The organism is Pseudomonas sp. WC1 (genome assembly GCF_050586565.1).
Taxonomy (GTDB): domain Bacteria; phylum Pseudomonadota; class Gammaproteobacteria; order Pseudomonadales; family Pseudomonadaceae; genus Aquipseudomonas.
The window spans coordinates 13,785-28,026 of record NZ_JBOBDQ010000010.1; the positions used below are offsets into that span (position 1 = coordinate 13,785).

General features: G+C 64.1%; 15 protein-coding genes. 9 read left to right on the forward strand and 6 right to left on the reverse strand.

What is annotated here, in order from left to right; genetic code table 11:
* Nucleotides 1-26: 26 nt before the first annotated feature.
* The gene (locus tag ACQ4OD_RS06735) at nucleotides 27-2,390 is read right to left on the reverse strand and encodes a penicillin acylase family protein (protein ID WP_430944042.1); all 2,364 of its coding nucleotides are present in this window, start codon (nucleotides 2,388-2,390) and stop codon (nucleotides 27-29) included.
* Nucleotides 2,391-2,478: 88 nt separating this feature from the next.
* Between ACQ4OD_RS06735 and ACQ4OD_RS06740 the strand changes: the two genes are divergently transcribed.
* Nucleotides 2,479-3,045, forward strand: a complete 567-nt coding sequence (locus ACQ4OD_RS06740) for a sugar O-acetyltransferase (RefSeq protein ID WP_139674348.1) — start codon at nucleotides 2,479-2,481, stop codon at nucleotides 3,043-3,045.
* On the opposite strand, the gene ACQ4OD_RS06745 is transcribed toward ACQ4OD_RS06740, so the two are convergent.
* Nucleotides 3,024-3,581 (reverse strand): DUF6436 domain-containing protein, encoded by a 558-nt coding sequence (locus ACQ4OD_RS06745; RefSeq protein ID WP_139674345.1) that lies wholly within the window; start codon nucleotides 3,579-3,581, stop codon nucleotides 3,024-3,026. The genes ACQ4OD_RS06740 and ACQ4OD_RS06745 overlap by 22 nt on opposite strands.
* A 125-nt stretch (nucleotides 3,582-3,706) precedes the next feature.
* On the opposite strand from ACQ4OD_RS06745, the gene ACQ4OD_RS06750 reads away from it, so the two are divergent.
* Nucleotides 3,707-4,633 carry an alpha/beta hydrolase gene (locus ACQ4OD_RS06750; RefSeq protein WP_430944043.1) on the forward strand — a complete coding sequence of 309 codons (927 nt, stop codon included), beginning with the start codon at nucleotides 3,707-3,709 and terminating at the stop codon, nucleotides 4,631-4,633.
* 1 nt (nucleotide 4,634) lies between these two features.
* Here the strand turns inward: ACQ4OD_RS06750 and ACQ4OD_RS06755 are convergent, their stop codons facing one another.
* Nucleotides 4,635-5,387, reverse strand: a complete 753-nt coding sequence (locus ACQ4OD_RS06755) for a DUF2059 domain-containing protein (RefSeq protein WP_139674339.1) — start codon at nucleotides 5,385-5,387, stop codon at nucleotides 4,635-4,637.
* Between the two features lie 121 nt (nucleotides 5,388-5,508).
* Between ACQ4OD_RS06755 and ACQ4OD_RS06760 the strand changes: the two genes are divergently transcribed.
* Together ACQ4OD_RS06760 and ACQ4OD_RS06765 are read left to right on the forward strand one after the other, a co-directional pair.
* Nucleotides 5,509-6,132, forward strand: coding sequence for a 2OG-Fe(II) oxygenase (locus ACQ4OD_RS06760; protein WP_110697221.1), 624 nt, complete (start codon nucleotides 5,509-5,511; stop codon nucleotides 6,130-6,132).
* Nucleotides 6,119-6,616, forward strand: coding sequence for a DUF523 domain-containing protein (locus ACQ4OD_RS06765; protein WP_198755013.1), 498 nt, complete (start codon nucleotides 6,119-6,121; stop codon nucleotides 6,614-6,616). Before ACQ4OD_RS06760 ends, ACQ4OD_RS06765 begins: the two co-directional genes overlap by 14 nt.
* Nucleotides 6,617-6,697: 81 nt before the next feature.
* Here ACQ4OD_RS06765 and ACQ4OD_RS06770 read toward each other — a convergent pair whose 3' ends face one another.
* Nucleotides 6,698-7,180, reverse strand: coding sequence for a transporter substrate-binding domain-containing protein (locus tag ACQ4OD_RS06770; RefSeq protein WP_139674334.1), 483 nt, complete (start codon nucleotides 7,178-7,180; stop codon nucleotides 6,698-6,700).
* Between the two features lie 226 nt (nucleotides 7,181-7,406).
* Here ACQ4OD_RS06770 and ACQ4OD_RS06775 point away from each other — a divergent pair, with 226 nt between their 5' ends.
* Nucleotides 7,407-7,883: a DUF4399 domain-containing protein gene (locus ACQ4OD_RS06775; protein ID WP_277502287.1), complete on the forward strand. Its 477-nt coding sequence runs from the start codon at nucleotides 7,407-7,409 to the stop codon at nucleotides 7,881-7,883.
* 73 nt (nucleotides 7,884-7,956) lie between these two features.
* Here the strand turns inward: ACQ4OD_RS06775 and serA are convergent, their stop codons facing one another.
* Nucleotides 7,957-9,186 carry a phosphoglycerate dehydrogenase gene (gene serA / locus ACQ4OD_RS06780; protein WP_110697229.1) on the reverse strand — a complete coding sequence of 410 codons (1,230 nt, stop codon included), beginning with the start codon at nucleotides 9,184-9,186 and terminating at the stop codon, nucleotides 7,957-7,959.
* 171 nt (nucleotides 9,187-9,357) lie between these two features.
* Here serA and ACQ4OD_RS06785 point away from each other — a divergent pair, with 171 nt between their 5' ends.
* From ACQ4OD_RS06785 to ACQ4OD_RS06800, 4 genes are all read left to right on the forward strand, one after another.
* Nucleotides 9,358-10,755 (forward strand): FAD-binding oxidoreductase, encoded by a 1,398-nt coding sequence (locus ACQ4OD_RS06785; protein ID WP_430944044.1) that lies wholly within the window; start codon nucleotides 9,358-9,360, stop codon nucleotides 10,753-10,755.
* 26 nt (nucleotides 10,756-10,781) lie between these two features.
* Nucleotides 10,782-11,447, forward strand: a complete 666-nt coding sequence (locus ACQ4OD_RS06790) for a fumarylacetoacetate hydrolase family protein (RefSeq protein ID WP_046853765.1) — start codon at nucleotides 10,782-10,784, stop codon at nucleotides 11,445-11,447.
* A 105-nt stretch (nucleotides 11,448-11,552) separates the two neighbouring features.
* Complete coding sequence (locus ACQ4OD_RS06795) at nucleotides 11,553-12,473, forward strand: SdiA-regulated domain-containing protein (protein WP_139674325.1); 921 nt, start codon at nucleotides 11,553-11,555, stop codon at nucleotides 12,471-12,473.
* 86 nt (nucleotides 12,474-12,559) lie between these two features.
* Nucleotides 12,560-13,459 (forward strand): SdiA-regulated domain-containing protein, encoded by a 900-nt coding sequence (locus ACQ4OD_RS06800; RefSeq protein ID WP_430944045.1) that lies wholly within the window; start codon nucleotides 12,560-12,562, stop codon nucleotides 13,457-13,459.
* A 103-nt stretch (nucleotides 13,460-13,562) separates the two neighbouring features.
* On the opposite strand, the gene rpiA is transcribed toward ACQ4OD_RS06800, so the two are convergent.
* Nucleotides 13,563-14,237, reverse strand: coding sequence for a ribose-5-phosphate isomerase RpiA (gene rpiA / locus ACQ4OD_RS06805; protein ID WP_038707000.1), 675 nt, complete (start codon nucleotides 14,235-14,237; stop codon nucleotides 13,563-13,565).
* Nucleotides 14,238-14,242 lie beyond the last annotated feature (5 nt).

The window sequence follows — 14,242 nt, forward strand, 5'->3', positions numbered from 1 at the left end:
AGAGGGCCGCTGTGCGGCCCCGGTTTCTATCTGGGCACCAGCCGCAGCGTGCTTTGCGCCGGAATCACCCCCATCCGCGCCTTGTGATAGCGCCCCTCGATATAGTCCTCGGCCTGGTCGCCATAGTGCCGGTCGAACGGCACGCCACTCTGCCCGACCGGATTGATGGTCAGCGCGGCGCCGGCGTCGGCGAAGTCGATCAGGCGGCGGGTGGATGGCCCGTAGGTGACCGGCCAGGGCGCCGGGCCGATCTTCGCCGACAGGTTGTTCGGCACCTCGTGGGTCCCCGGCGCGGCGTAGGGCCCGACATTGAACAACAGGTTCAGCGGCTTCTTCACGCCCAGCGGATGGTTGTGCGTGAGGGTATGGGCCTTGCCCCACTGCCAGCTGGCCGGATCCTTGCCGAAGGTCGCGCGCAGGTGCTTGAGGCTGCGCTGCCAGGCCAGGCGCACGATGGCGTTGCGATCGGTGTGTTCATTGCTACCACGCAGATTCCACCACGGCGATTGAGGGTCGCCAGCCAGGCGAGGCAGCGCGGCGTCGATGGCACGGGTGCTGATCAGCACCGGGAACCAGGTGTCGCCCAGTTCGTCGTGCAGGGCGGCGAACGCCAGCTCGTAGAGGAACTGGTTGAACAGCGTGGCGTTGGTGGAGTCCAGCGGGTAGTCGCCGCGCCAGGCCGCCAGTTGCTCGACCAGCTCCTTCTCTTCGTCGCCCTGGGCGACGTTGCGCAAGGTGCCGAGCAGCGGTGCCAGGGTACGCGGGCCATAGTCGGTGCTGGTGTCCAGCTGCAAGGCCTGGCTGTTCTGGGTGTCCCACTTGATGTCCGGGTCGCGTAACAGGCGATCGAGCTGGCGCCCCCGGTCGGCCAGGTTGTAATAGCCGGGCACGGGCATCGCGCCGGGTGGCTGGTAATTGGCCGAGACGATATAGCCGCTGGCCGGGTTCTCCTGCTGTGGATTGGCACTGAACGGGTAGAACCCCGGCTTGGCGGCCTGGCCGCTGCCGCCGTCGAGGATGAACGCCGGGTTGACGCCCTCCGGGCGGATCGGCAGGCGCGCCGCTGCCCACCAGCCGATGTCGCCACGGGCATTGGCCCACACCAGGTTCAACCCCGGCGCGTGGATCTTGCTTGCCGCCTCGCGCATCTTGTCCAGGGTGTCGGCGCGGTTGATCTGGTAGAAACCCTCGAGTATCGGGTTCTCGGTTTCCAGGAAGGCCCACCACATGGCGATGGGCGTCGGGCCGGCGGTGTCGCCGAGCACGCTGTTGACGATCGGACCGTGGGGCGATCGGCGCAAGGTGATGCTGGCCGGCTGCGCATCCTTGACCGCGATTTTCTGCTCGGTCTTTTCAAGTGTCTGCCAGCGGCTATCGACCATCACTTGCTCGGGGTCCTGCGGGTTGGTCTGTTCCGCGATCAGGTCGACGTCGTCGTTCTGGAACATGGTCAGGCTCCAACCGAAGTCGCGGTTGTGGCCGAGCAGGGCGAACGGGTTGAGCGCCTGGAAGTAGCCATACAGGTTGAAGCCTGGTGCCGACAGCTCGGCTTCGTACCAGATCGCCGGCACCGCGAAGCTGATGTGCGGGTCACCCGCCAGCAGTGGCCGGCCGCTGCGGGTATGGCTGCCGGCCACGGCCCAGGCGTTGCTGCCCTCGAACTGCGGAATGCCGGCATCGCCCAGGGCCTCGTGACTGAGCCGCGCCAACTGCTCCAGGCTGTGCCAGTCGGCGGCGGCCAACGGCGTGGCCACGGCGCCGTCGGGCTGCCAGTCGAGGTCGAAGATCTTCAGGTACTCGGGGCCGAGCTGATCGCGAATGTAGGTCAGCGCCGGGTCGGTGCGGAACGCGGCGGCGAAGCTGTAGGCGAGGTAGCCGGCAATGCTCAGGGTGTCCTCGGCGGTGAAGGGGCGCGGCGTGATGCCGAGCAGGTCGAACTCCATCGGCTTGGGGTGGCTGGCCTGCCACTGGTTGATGCCGTCCAGGTAGGCCTGCAGCGCTTGCCAGGCCGGTGACTGGCGGTCCTGGCGTTGCACCATCAAGGCCGCCTGATCGCGAATGCGCAGGCTGCGGAACAGGGTATCGGTGGGCAGCAACTTCTCGCCCAGCACCTCGGCCAGCTCGCCGCGAGCCAGACGGCGCATGATCTCCATCTGGAACAGACGGTCCTGGGCTTGTACGTAGCCCAGGGCGCGGTACAGGTCCTGCTCGTTCTGCGCCTGCAGGTGCGGCACGCCACGGGCATCGAAGCGCACGCTGACCGGCGCCTGCAAGCCGTTGATGGCCGCTTCGCCATCACGCTGGGGCTGCTTGCCCTGCACGTACCAGTAACCGCCGCCCGCGGCGGCCACGGCGATCACCACCGCCAGCAAGGTCAGGCTGCGCTTCATCGAGACTCCTTGTGCACTCGAGCGAAAGAATGTGGTCCGATCATCGGCGGATTCGCGAACTGAGCATAGCCCTCTGAAAGGAGTTTCCATGTCCCTCAGCGAAAAACAGAAAATGCTGGCAGGCCAGCTCTACCATGCCGGCTGCCCCGAGCTGCAAGCCGAGCAGGCGGCCAACCGGCACTGGATGCACCGCTACAACGGCAGCGTCGAGCAACCCAACGAGGCGCGCCATGATTTGTTGAAGGCGCATTTCGCCAACGTGGGTGAAGGCGTGGTGATCCGTCCGCCGTTCCACTGCGACTACGGCTACAACATCAGCGTGGGCGCCAACACCTTCATGAACTTCAACTGCGTGATCCTCGACGTGCTGCCGGTGCGCATCGGCGCCGACTGCCAGATCGCCCCGGCGGTGCAGATCTACACCGCCGACCACCCGCTGGACCCGGCGCTGCGCCGCAGCGGCCTGGAAAGCGGGCGGCCGGTGATCATTGGCGACAATGTCTGGATCGGCGGCGGGGCGATCATCCTGCCGGGGGTGACCATCGGTGATAACGCCGTGGTCGGCGCCGGCAGCGTGGTGACCCGGGATGTGCCGGCCGGGGCGGTGGTGGTGGGTAATCCGGCGCGGGTGCGTCAATCGATCCAGGGGCAATAGCAGCCGACCGCCAGGGTATTCGAGGCCTGCACCCGACGCCCTTGTGCCAGCGCCTTGAGGATCGGCTCGATGAAACTGTTGCTCGAGTTGCACACCGCGCCTTCGCTGTAGGGGCCGAAGTAGGCGAGGTTGCCGTCGTGGTCCCAGATCGCCACGGCGGGGCTGGCGGGCAGGTGCTCGCTGCCGGGCAGGCTGGCCAGGGGCTTCAGTGTTCCCAGGTTGGCCGGCAGTTGGCCATGGCTGCCAGGCTTTTGCACGACATGGAAACTGACCCCGAGCGGCGCGAAGTGCTCGACCAGCTCGCCCAGGTGCTGCTGGTTGCCGACATTGCACGGGCAGGCCGGGTCCCAGAAGTGCACCACGCGGATCGGGCCCGGGCCGGCCAGCTCGGCTGGGAGGCGCAGTTGGCTGCCGTCGAAGAAGGTGGCCTGGTTGTCGAACGGACGCAGGTAGCGGGACTGGAAGCTGTCGTAGGCCCACCAGGCGGTGGCAGCGCAGAGCAGCAGGGCAAGGAATATCAGAAGTTGCTTCGCCATAGGGGCCTTGCGCGATGCTCGTGGGAGCGGGCTCGCATTGTTCGTCGGAAGAGGGCCAAGCTTGCCATGACGCGGCCCAGAGCTGAATATCGCAGATCAATACTTGCTTCACTCTGGATGTACCGATGCCCGCCAGTTTCCACCCCGACCTGCTGCGCGCCAGCCTGTCGCCCCTTGCCGATCGCCACCTGCTGTCCACCCAGGGCCAGGCCTACCAGGGCTTCTACGGCCTGGGCCTGTCCGCACACAGTTGGCTGGGCGGCTTCCAGGTGGCAGGCTTCGACCTGGTCGGCCAGGTCTGGCTGCCCGAACGGCCACAGGCGACGTTGTTCCTGTTGCATGGCTACTACGATCACATGGGGCTATACCGCCACGTGATCGAATGGGCCCTGGGACGCGGCTACGCCGTGATCGGCTGCGATCTGCCAGGTCATGGTCTGTCCAGTGGCGAACGGGCCAGCATCGATGATTTCGGCATCTACCAGCAGGTGCTCGAGGCGCTGTTCGAACAGGCCCGCCTGCTCGACCTGCCACGGCCCTGGCATCTCTGTGGCCAAAGCACCGGTGGGGCGATCTTGGTCGACCATCTGTTGCATCAGGGCGAAAGCAGCCCTGTCGACGGCGAGGCAATCCTGTTGGCCCCCCTGGTGCGCCCGCGCGCTTGGCGCTGGTCGAAGCTGAGCTATTGCGTGCTGCGCCACTTCGTCAATGGCATCGAGCGGCGCTTCAGCGAAAACACCAACGACCCGGCCTTCCTGCCTTTTCTCGAAGCTGACCCGCTACAGCCACGGCGCCTGCCGACCGCCTGGGTCGGTGCGCTGATGAAGTGGGTCCGGCGCATCGAAGCCGCTCCCCGGAGTACGCGGCGGCCGCTGATCGTGCAGGGCGAGGCGGATGGTACGGTAGATTGGCCGTACAACCTCAAGGTGCTCAAGGCCAAGTTCGCAGAGCCGCAGATCCTCATGCTGCCTGAGGCACGGCACCACCTGGCCAACGAGCTGCCTGGCATCCGCCAGCGCTACTTCGAGTTCATCGGCCAGCGCCTGGACTGACTTACTTCAGGTTGGCGGCGTTCTGGCCCACGGCCAGGGCGGCGCGAATCGCGGCCACTGCGGCCTTGTAGTAGGCCTGGCCGTCCGTCGATTCGGCGAAGGTGGCGAACTGCTCGAGCTCAGCGTCGGACAGGTCGCGATAGACGTACAACAACGTGTTGTTCAGGTCCTCGCCCACTTGGCTCATCAAGCGCTGGCGTTGGCCATCGAGCAGGTTCTGGGCCTGGCCGCCGCCGAACAGGCCGGGCAGCATCGAGCTCAGGCTGTCGGCCGCCACGCCGGCGATCGCCAGGCTGACCTCGGCGCCGGCCTCGCGGGCGGGCAAGGCCTGGGCCAGGTGGCCGACGATCAGCACGCGGTTGTCGCTGGCCTGGATCTTCGGCAGGCCCTTGGCGTGCTTGGCCAGTTGGTCCTTGCGTGTGGCAAGCAATTCGGCGGCCACGACCTTGCGCCCCAGCGGCGACTGGAAGAATGCCAGCGCCGGCGAGGGGTTGGGCAGGTTGGCGCGCAGTTGCGCCTGGGCCCGTTGGTCCATGGCCTGGGCCTGGAACCGTTGGTTGCTGTTGTTGACCAGGGCCTGGTAAACCGCAGGCGGCAAGCTGTTGCGGTAGCGCTGTTGGGCGGCGCTCACGGCATCGTTGAAATGGGCGCGCTGGTCGGGCCAGCCAGCGACCTTGTACAGCTGATCGAGGGTGTCTGCCCAGACAGGCATGGTGCAGATCATCAGCAGAAGCAGGGAAAACAGACGGCGCATTCAGGACTCCTGTCGGCAGGCCGCTATTGTCCTTGGCGTGGCGGGGCTTTGTCGAGTCGCCAGCGGCGCTTCCTGACCAAGTGGCGCTGTGCGAGCGCTGGCCGAATGGCTATGATGCGCCATGCACATTCCTTCCGAACATCCGCTGCTGTCGACCATTGTCGATGACCTGGCCACCCGTGGCTGGTCGCAGCAATCTCTTTTCCTGCCCGACGAACTGTCGCGCGCGCTGGCGGCCGAATGCCGTCGTCGCTACGCCGAGGGTGAGCTGAACCCCGCCGGCATAGGGCGTGGCGCCGCGCAGGAGATCCGCGAGGCGATCCGCGGCGACCAGATCCAGTGGATCGACCCCGGTGAATCGGAGGTCTGCGATCGCTACCTGGGGGCAATGGACAGCCTGCGCCAGGCCATCAACCGGGGGTTGTTCCTGGGGCTCGAGGACTTTGAGTGCCACTTTGCCCTGTATCCGCCGGGCGCCTTCTACAAGCGCCATCTCGACCGCTTCCGCGACGATGACCGGCGCATGGTGTCGGCCGTGCTGTACCTCAACGAGGGTTGGCAGCCGCAGGACGGTGGACAATTGCGCATGTTCCTGAAGGGCGATGTCGAACACGACGTGGCGCCGTTGGCCGGTAGCCTGGTGGTGTTCCTGTCGGGTGAAGTCCCGCACGAGGTACTCCCGGCAGGGCGTGAACGCCTGTCGTTGACCGGTTGGTTCCGGCGCCGTGGCAATGAGCCGTTCTGAGCTGGCGAAGGTGCTGGTCAGCGCCTGCCTGCTGGGCCAGCCGGTACGCTATGACGGGCGTGCCAGCGGCCATCCCGACGTATTGCAGCGTTGGCAGGCAGAAGGCAGGGTGGTGCCACTGTGCCCGGAGGTTGCCGGTGGCTTGCCTACACCACGACCGCCTGCGGAGATACCCGGTGGGCAGGGCGGGGCGGTTCTGGATGGGCAGGCACAGGTGCTGACGGTGACCGGCGACGATGTCAGCGGCGCCTTTCTCGCCGGGGCCCGCGTGGCGCTGGAACTGGTGCGTCGGCATGGCATCCGTGTGGCGGTACTCAAGTCGGGCAGCCCCTCGTGTGGCAATCTGCAGACCTATGACGGCAGTTTCAGCGGTGTGAAGGTGGCGGGTGAGGGCGTGACCACGGCCTTGTTGCGGCGCGAAGGGGTGCTCGTGTTCAGCGAGCTGGAGCTGGAAGACGCGCAGCGAGCGTTGAGCCAGATCTGATCGCGGGGCAAGCCCGTTCCCACGCAATGCTGAGCATGACGGCAGCGTTGCGCGACAGCGGGCTTGCCTCGCGATGCGGTGTTACTGTCCGGCGCTTGCCTGCTTGGTGCCCTTGAGCCATTTGCTTTCCAGGTCAGCCAGGCGGCCATCGTCCTCGATCCGTTGCAGGGCATTGCTCACAGCCGTCTCGAAGGCTGGATTGCCCTTCAAGTACGGAATCACCAGTTTCTGGCTGGCGAGGGTCCGAATGGTGTCGAGTTGGTCGCTCGGTTCGATGCCTTGCTTATTGAAGGCCATGTCGAACTTGCCGCTCTCCACCCCAGGCAGCACCTCTTCGGCTGGGGTCTCGACGAACTCGGCCCGCACATCCAGCTCCTTGGCCAGGGCCTGGCCCAACTCGATCTCGAAGCCGGTCAGGTGTTCGTTTTCCTTGAACGCATAAGGTGGTGAATCGCTCAGCACGGCAATGCGCAGTTCGCCACGGTCGTTGATTTCGTCGATCAGTTCGGCCTGGGCCAGTGGGCTGAACAATACCGCCAGCAGAATGCCAATGGTCAAACGCATGAGTGCCCCTTCTTGTTCGGCAGGTGAATGTCATTCGCCGAGGCTTTCTTTTCTGCCGCGGTCGAACGCAGCCTATGACCGTGTAGCCGCGTTAATGTTTACGCCGGCCTGAAATATTTCTGCCCCTGTTTTTGAACCTCTGCCTGGCTGGTTGGACTATGGTGAAGTACCGCTGTGCTTCGTTTAAGTGATAGCGGTCAATTGAAGTGAATCACAGGAGAAGTGAATGAAAAGCCTATTTTCGCGTGCTGCCGTCGCCGGTCTGCTGATGGGGGCGTCGGTGTTCGCCAGTGCCGCGGATGCGCTGAAGAGCCAGCAGCCACCGGAGGGCGCCAAGGTCTTCATCGTTTCCCCCGCCGACGGGGCCACGGTCGACAAGACCTTCACCGTCAAGTTCGGTATCGAGGGCATGGGCCTCAAGCCTGCGGGTGACCAGACCCCGCACACCGGGCATCACCATCTGCTGGTAGATGTGGACAAGGCTCCTCTGGCCGACCAGCCGCTGCCCACCAGCCTGATGCCTGAGAACAACGCACCGCTGCCGGCAGGTCCCCAGGTGCTGCACTTCGGCAAGGCGCAGACCGAGGCGACCATCACCCTCACCCCGGGCAAGCACACCCTGCAACTGGTGCTGGGCGACATGTACCATGTGCCGTTCAAACCGAGCGTCGAGTCACAGAAGATCACCGTCATCGTCAAATGACGCTTGCTCTGTAGACGCACGCAACGAAAAAGGGAGGCCACCAGGGCCTCCCTTTCTCATGCAGCCGGCAAACTTAGAACAGTACGCGCGAGCGAATAGTGCCCTTCACATGCTGCAGTTTTTCCTGGGCCAGATCGGAGTACTCGGCATCGACGTCGATGACCACGTAACCCACTTTCTCGTCGGTCTGCAGGAACTGACCGGAGATGTTGATACCGTTCTCGGCGAACACTTTGTTGATCTCGCTGAGTACGCCCGGGATGTTTTCGTGGATGTGCAGCAGGCGGTGCTTGCCTGGGTGGGCCGGCAGCGCGACTTCCGGGAAGTTGACCGACGACACCGAGGTACCGTTGTCGCTGTACTTGACCAGCTTCTCGGCCACTTCCAGGCCGATGTTGGCCTGGGCTTCGGCGGTGGAACCACCGATGTGCGGGGTCAGGATCACGTTGTCCAGGCCACGCAGCGGGCTTTCGAACTCTTCGTCGTTGGAGCGTGGCTCGACCGGGAACACGTCGATGGCGGCGCCGATCAGGTGCTTGTCCTTGATCGCGGCGGCCAGGTGGTCCAGCTCGACCACGGTGCCACGGGCGGCGTTGATCAGGATCGCGCCCTTCTTCATCGCGCGGATTTCCTTCTCGCCGATCATCCACTGGGTGGATGGCAGCTCGGGCACGTGCAGCGAGACGATGTCGGCCAGGCCCAGCAGCTCGTTCAGGCTGGTGACCTGGGTGGCGTTGCCCAGCGGCAGCTTGGTCAGCGGGTCGTAGAAGTAGACCTGCATGCCCAGGCTTTCGGCCAGCACCGACAGCTGGGTACCGATCGAGCCGTAGCCGACGATGCCCAGTTTCTTGCCGCGGATCTCGAAGGAGTTGGCCGCGCTCTTGATCCAGCCACCGCGGTGGCAGGAGGCGTTCTTCTCGGGGATGCCGCGCAGCAACAGGATGGCTTCGGCCAGCACCAGTTCGGCCACCGAACGGGTGTTGGAGTACGGCGCGTTGAACACCGCAATGCCGCGGTTGCGGGCCGCGCTCAGGTCGACCTGGTTGGTGCCGATGCAGAAACAGCCGACCGCGACCAGTTTCTTCGCACAGTCGAAGACCTCTTCGGTCAGCTGGGTGCGCGAGCGGATGCCGATGAAGTGGGCATCGGCGATCTTTTCCTTCAGCTCTGCATCCGGCAGCGAGCCGGTGAGGTACTCGATGTTGCTGTACCCGGCAGCCTTGAGGATATCCACCGCATTCTGGTGGACGCCTTCAAGAAGAAGGAACCTGATCTTGCTCTTGTCGAGAGAAGTCTTGCTCATCTGCGTAAACCTGTATCCCGGAGAAAAATGGCGAGGGGGGGTGAAGCGGCGCGGCGTCGGCCTTAGCACGAACAGCGGGAGGGCTATGCTAGCATACGCGACACAATCTGAGCCCATCCCGACAGGTGAAGCGTGCTCAGGGTGACTATGAATAAGTCGAGAGTTCCAGCGATGACCCAGTCCGTGGTAATTGATGAACTGATGACCCTGGTCGACCCTGGCAAGGTCCTCACCGACCCTGCCTCGCTCGACGCCTACGGCAAGGACTGGACCAAGCACTATCCGCCTGCGCCAAGCGCGATCGTCTTCCCCAAAACCATCGATCAAGTCCAGGCTATCGTGCGCTGGGCCAACCGGTACAAGGTCGCGTTGGTGCCATCGGGCGGGCGTACAGGATTGTCGGGCGCTGCCGTGGCCGCCCATGGCGAGGTGGTGGTCGCCTTCGACTACATGAACCAGATCCTGGCCTTCAATGAGTTCGATCGAACCGTCGTGTGCCAGCCGGGCGTGGTGACCCGCCAGCTTCAGCAGTTCGCCGAGGACCAGGGGCTTTACTATCCGGTGGACTTCGCCTCCTCCGGCTCCAGCCAGATCGGCGGCAATATCGGCACCAATGCCGGCGGAATCAAGGTGATCCGCTACGGCATGACCCGCAACTGGGTGGCTGGGCTGAAGGTGGTCACCGGCAAGGGCGAGCTGCTCGAGCTGAACAAGGACCTGATCAAGAACGCCACCGGCTACGACCTGCGCCAACTGTTCATCGGCGCCGAAGGCACCCTGGGGTTCGTGGTGGAGGCGACCATGCGCCTCGACCGTGCGCCGCGCAACCTTACGGCGATGGTGCTGGGCACGCCTGACTTCGACGCGATCATGCCAGTGCTGCACGCTTTCCAGGGCAAGCTCGACCTCACCGCATTCGAGTTCTTTTCCGACAAGGGCCTGGCCAAGATCCTCGCCCGGGGCGATGTGCCCGCGCCATTTGAAACCGACTGCCCGTTCTATGCCCTGCTGGAGTTCGAAGCCAGCACCGAGGAGGTGGCCAACGAGGCGCTCGCCACCTTCGAGCACTGCGTCGAGCAGGGCTGGGTGCTGGACGGGGTGATGAGCCAGAGCGACACCCAGCTGAAGAACCTGTGGAAGCTGCGCGAGTACCTGTCCGAGACCATCTCCCACTGGACGCCCTACAAGAACGACATCTCTGTCACCGTCTCGAAAGTGCCGGCGTTTCTGCGCGACATCGATGCCATCGTCGGCGAGCACTATCCGGACTACGAGGTGGTCTGGTACGGCCATATCGGCGACGGCAACCTGCACCTGAACATCCTCAAGCCCGACCACATGAGCAAGGACGACTTCTTCGCCTCCTGCGCCAAGGTCAACAAGTGGGTGTTCGAGATCGTCGAGCGTTACAACGGCTCGATCTCCGCCGAGCACGGCGTGGGCATGACCAAACGCGATTACCTGGGCTACAGCCGCTCACCGGAAGAAATCGCCTGCATGAAGGCGATCAAGGCGGTGTTCGACCCGAACGGCATCATGAATCCGGGTAAGATCTTCGCTCCCGAATAAAAAAGCAGTGTTCACAGGAGTCGGCCATGAGTTACCAGCACCAGTACGTAGACGGCACGCGCATCCACTTCCCGCTGGGCAAGGTGGTGTGCATTGGCCGCAACTACGCCGAGCATGCCAAGGAACTGGACAACCCCATCCCCAGCGAGCCGCTGCTGTTTATCAAGCCCGGCAGTTGCGTGGTGCCCCTGGAAGGTGGCTTCAAGATTCCGACCGAGCGTGGCTCGGTGCACTACGAGGCGGAAATCGCGGTGTTGCTGGGCAAGCCGTTGTCGACCAAGCCGACCGAGGAAGAGGTGCTCGACGCCATTTCCGGCTATGCCCCGGCTTTGGACCTCACCCTGCGCGACCTGCAGAGCAAACTGAAGGAAAAGGGCCTGCCGTGGGAGCTGTGCAAAAGCTTCGATGGTGCTTGCGTGCTGCCGCCTTTTGTCTCGGCAGGCGCCTTCGAGGATGTGAAGGACATCGGTATACGCCTGACCATCAACGGCGAGGTGCGCCAGGACGGCAACAGCGCGATGATGCTCAACCCCATCGTGCCGATGATCCAGCATATGGCCGCGTGCTTCTCGTTGCAGGCGGGTGATGTGATCCTCACCGGCACTCCGGCGGGTGTGGGGCCGTTCGAGGTTGGCGACGAGCTGGTACTGGAGCTTCCAGGCGTCAGCCGGTTCGAGAGCCGGGTGCTCTGAGCCGAAGGTTCGCGCCTTTCCTGGAAAAAGTGCAGAGACGTTTACCGTTTTTTCACACCCTTTGCGGATAATGCGCGAACCTACGCCTATCCTCAGGACCCTTGCATGCCCTCTCCCTCCCGCGCTTCCGTGTCTCCCAAGCGCCCCTTTTACCGGCGCTGGCCGTTCGGCCTGGCAGCAGCAGCGGTTATCGGCTATGGCGTCATATCTGCCATGCACTGGGACGACCGCGGCCTGCTGTGGATAAAGGAAGGTTTCGAAAGCCAGGCTGAACGCCAGGAAAGCATCTGGTTGCCCAGCTACGTGGTCGACATCGATGCCAAGCCGTTGCCCGGCATGGAGCGTGACGAGGCGTCGGACCTGGCGTTCAACCCGCACACCCGGTCGTTGTTCGCAGTCATGGGCAAGCACCCGTTCCTGGTCGAGCTCACCCTGGATGGCGACGTGTTGCGCAAGATTCCCCTGGTGGGCTGGTCCAACCCGGAAGGTGTGGCGGTGCTTGAGGATGGCCAGATCGCCATCGTCGATGAGCGCAACCATGACCTGACGCTGGTCAAGGTGGATGCCGGCACCACGTCGCTGAACCGCGCCGACTACCAGCCCTACGACCTGGGCGACGCTGATGAAGGCAACAAGGGCTTCGAGGCCATTGCCTGGGACCTGATGCGCCAGCGCCTGGTCATCGGCGCCGAGCGGCCGCCCAGGATGTTCACCTGGAACACCGATGGGCGAAGCCCGCTCAAGGGCCAGAAGCAGCCGCTGGCCAGCGACGAACTGGATCTGCGCAACTTGTCCGCGCTGGGTATCGACCCGCGCACAGGGCATCTGCTGGCATTGTCGGCAGACTCCAACATGCTGCTCGAGCTTGACGAAAAGGGTGAGCAGGTCAGCTTCATGACCCTGCTGGGCGGCTTCAATGGCCTGGCTGACACCATTCCGCGGGCCGAGGGAGTGGCAATGGACGATCAGGGCAACCTGTACATGGTCAGCGAGCCGAATCTGTTCTATCGCTTCAAAAAGAACTGACCGATCAGCCATTTCTGATGATGGCATTAAGCTTTGCTTCAGTTGATAGTGGTTAGCTACGCGCTCCTATTGCCGAGTCTGCCCGCATGCGCCGCCACGTTCGCCTGATCTTCGCCCTCTTCGTGTTTGTCTGCCTGCTCGTGCTGGGGGCTGCCGGGCACGAGTTCCGCTTGTTCGAGCGGGGCTGGTTCAACCTCAAGACCTGGTGGCAGCCGGCTGAGCAGAGCATCGGCCTGGATCGTTACCAGGTGGTGCTCGAGGCCAGGCCTATCGAGGGCCTGGACGACGACATCTCGGCGTTGACCTACGACCCCGACCGCAAGAGCCTGTTCACCGTCACCAATGCTCGGTCGGAGCTGATCGAGTTGTCACTGGATGGCCGTATCCTGCGCCGTGTCCCGCTGACCGGCTTCGGCGACCCCGAGGCGGTGGAGTACATCGGGCCCAACAGCTACGTGATCACCGATGAGCGCCAGCAGCGGCTGATTCGTGTGCGCCTGGACGATGACACCCTGTTCCTCGACGCCAGCGATGCCGAGCAGCTGTCCCTGGGCATCGGCCTGAACGGCAACAAGGGGTTCGAGGGTCTGGCCTACGACTCGGCAGGCAAGCGCCTGTTCGTGGCCAAGGAACGGGACCCGATGATGATCTACGAGGTGCACGGCTTTCCCCATGGCAATCCCGACAAACCCTACGCTGTGCATGTGGTGCAGGATCGCAAGCGCGACCGGCGGTTGTTCGTGAGGGATCTGTCGAGCCTGCAGTTCGACGAACGCAGCGGGCACCTGCTGGCGCTGTCCGACGAGTCGAGGCTGGTGCTGGAGCTTGATGTGAAGGGGCGGCCGCTGAGTACCCTGTCATTGCGCAAGGGTTTCCAGGGGTTGAAGCAGACCGTTCCACAAGCGGAGGGAATTGCGATGGACGATGCCGGGACCATCTATCTGGTCAGTGAGCCGAACCTGTTCTATGTGTTCAAGCAGCCTTGATGGGTAGAGGATGGCACCGGCTTCGCCGGTATTCGCTGGCAAGCCAGCTCCCACAGTGGGAGCTGGCTTGCCAGCGATTCGAGGGCGCAGCCCTCGCTTGCGATTACTCGGCCTTCAGGCTCTTCACGCCTTCAGCGGTCCCCAACAACAGCACATCCGCCGGCCGCGCCGCGAACAGACCATTGGTAACCACGCCGACGATCGCGTTGATCTGGCTTTCCAGCTCCACCGGGTTGGTGATCTGCAGGTTGTGCACGTCGAGGATGACGTTGCCGTTGTCGGTTACCACGCCTTCGCGATAGACCGGGTCGCCGCCCAGCTTGACCAGCTGGCGCGCCACGTGGCTGCGGGCCATCGGGATGACCTCGACCGGCAGAGGGAAGGCACCCAGCACCGGCACCAGCTTGCTGGCGTCGGCGATGCAGATGAAGGTCTTGGCCACTGCCGCGACGATCTTCTCGCGGGTCAGGGCCGCGCCGCCGCCCTTGATCAGGTTGAGATGGGCATCGCTCTCGTCGGCGCCGTCCACGTAGAACTCCAGCTCGCTGACGCTGTTCAGCTCGTACACCGGGATGCCATGGCCCTTCAGGCGCTGTGCGGTGGCTTCGGAGCTGGCGACGGCGCCGTCGAAGGCGGTCTTGTGCTGGGCCAGGGCGTCGATGAAGAAGTTGGCGGTCGAGCCTGTGCCAACGCCGACGACGCTTTTCTCATCCAGTTTCGGCAGGATGAGGTCGACGGCGGCCTGGGCGACGGCCTGTTTGAGTTGGTCCTGGGTCATGCGGG

Bases quoted from the DNA above. Each gene is read 5' to 3' on its own strand.
- ACQ4OD_RS06735 (WP_430944042.1), bottom strand. From the start codon at position 2,390: ATGAAGCGCAGCCTGACCTTGCTGGCGGTGGTGATCGCCGTGGCCGCC.
- ACQ4OD_RS06740 (WP_139674348.1), top strand. From the start codon at position 2,479: ATGTCCCTCAGCGAAAAACAGAAAATGCTGGCAGGCCAGCTCTACCAT.
- ACQ4OD_RS06745 (WP_139674345.1), bottom strand. From the start codon at position 3,581: ATGGCGAAGCAACTTCTGATATTCCTTGCCCTGCTGCTCTGCGCTGCC.
- ACQ4OD_RS06750 (WP_430944043.1), top strand. From the start codon at position 3,707: ATGCCCGCCAGTTTCCACCCCGACCTGCTGCGCGCCAGCCTGTCGCCC.
- ACQ4OD_RS06755 (WP_139674339.1), bottom strand. From the start codon at position 5,387: ATGCGCCGTCTGTTTTCCCTGCTTCTGCTGATGATCTGCACCATGCCT.
- ACQ4OD_RS06760 (WP_110697221.1), top strand. From the start codon at position 5,509: ATGCACATTCCTTCCGAACATCCGCTGCTGTCGACCATTGTCGATGAC.
- ACQ4OD_RS06765 (WP_198755013.1), top strand. From the start codon at position 6,119: ATGAGCCGTTCTGAGCTGGCGAAGGTGCTGGTCAGCGCCTGCCTGCTG.
- ACQ4OD_RS06770 (WP_139674334.1), bottom strand. From the start codon at position 7,180: ATGCGTTTGACCATTGGCATTCTGCTGGCGGTATTGTTCAGCCCACTG.
- ACQ4OD_RS06775 (WP_277502287.1), top strand. From the start codon at position 7,407: ATGAAAAGCCTATTTTCGCGTGCTGCCGTCGCCGGTCTGCTGATGGGG.
- serA (WP_110697229.1), bottom strand. From the start codon at position 9,186: ATGAGCAAGACTTCTCTCGACAAGAGCAAGATCAGGTTCCTTCTTCTT.
- ACQ4OD_RS06785 (WP_430944044.1), top strand. From the start codon at position 9,358: ATGACCCAGTCCGTGGTAATTGATGAACTGATGACCCTGGTCGACCCT.
- ACQ4OD_RS06790 (WP_046853765.1), top strand. From the start codon at position 10,782: ATGAGTTACCAGCACCAGTACGTAGACGGCACGCGCATCCACTTCCCG.
- ACQ4OD_RS06795 (WP_139674325.1), top strand. From the start codon at position 11,553: ATGCCCTCTCCCTCCCGCGCTTCCGTGTCTCCCAAGCGCCCCTTTTAC.
- ACQ4OD_RS06800 (WP_430944045.1), top strand. From the start codon at position 12,560: ATGCGCCGCCACGTTCGCCTGATCTTCGCCCTCTTCGTGTTTGTCTGC.
- rpiA (WP_038707000.1), bottom strand. From the start codon at position 14,237: ATGACCCAGGACCAACTCAAACAGGCCGTCGCCCAGGCCGCCGTCGAC.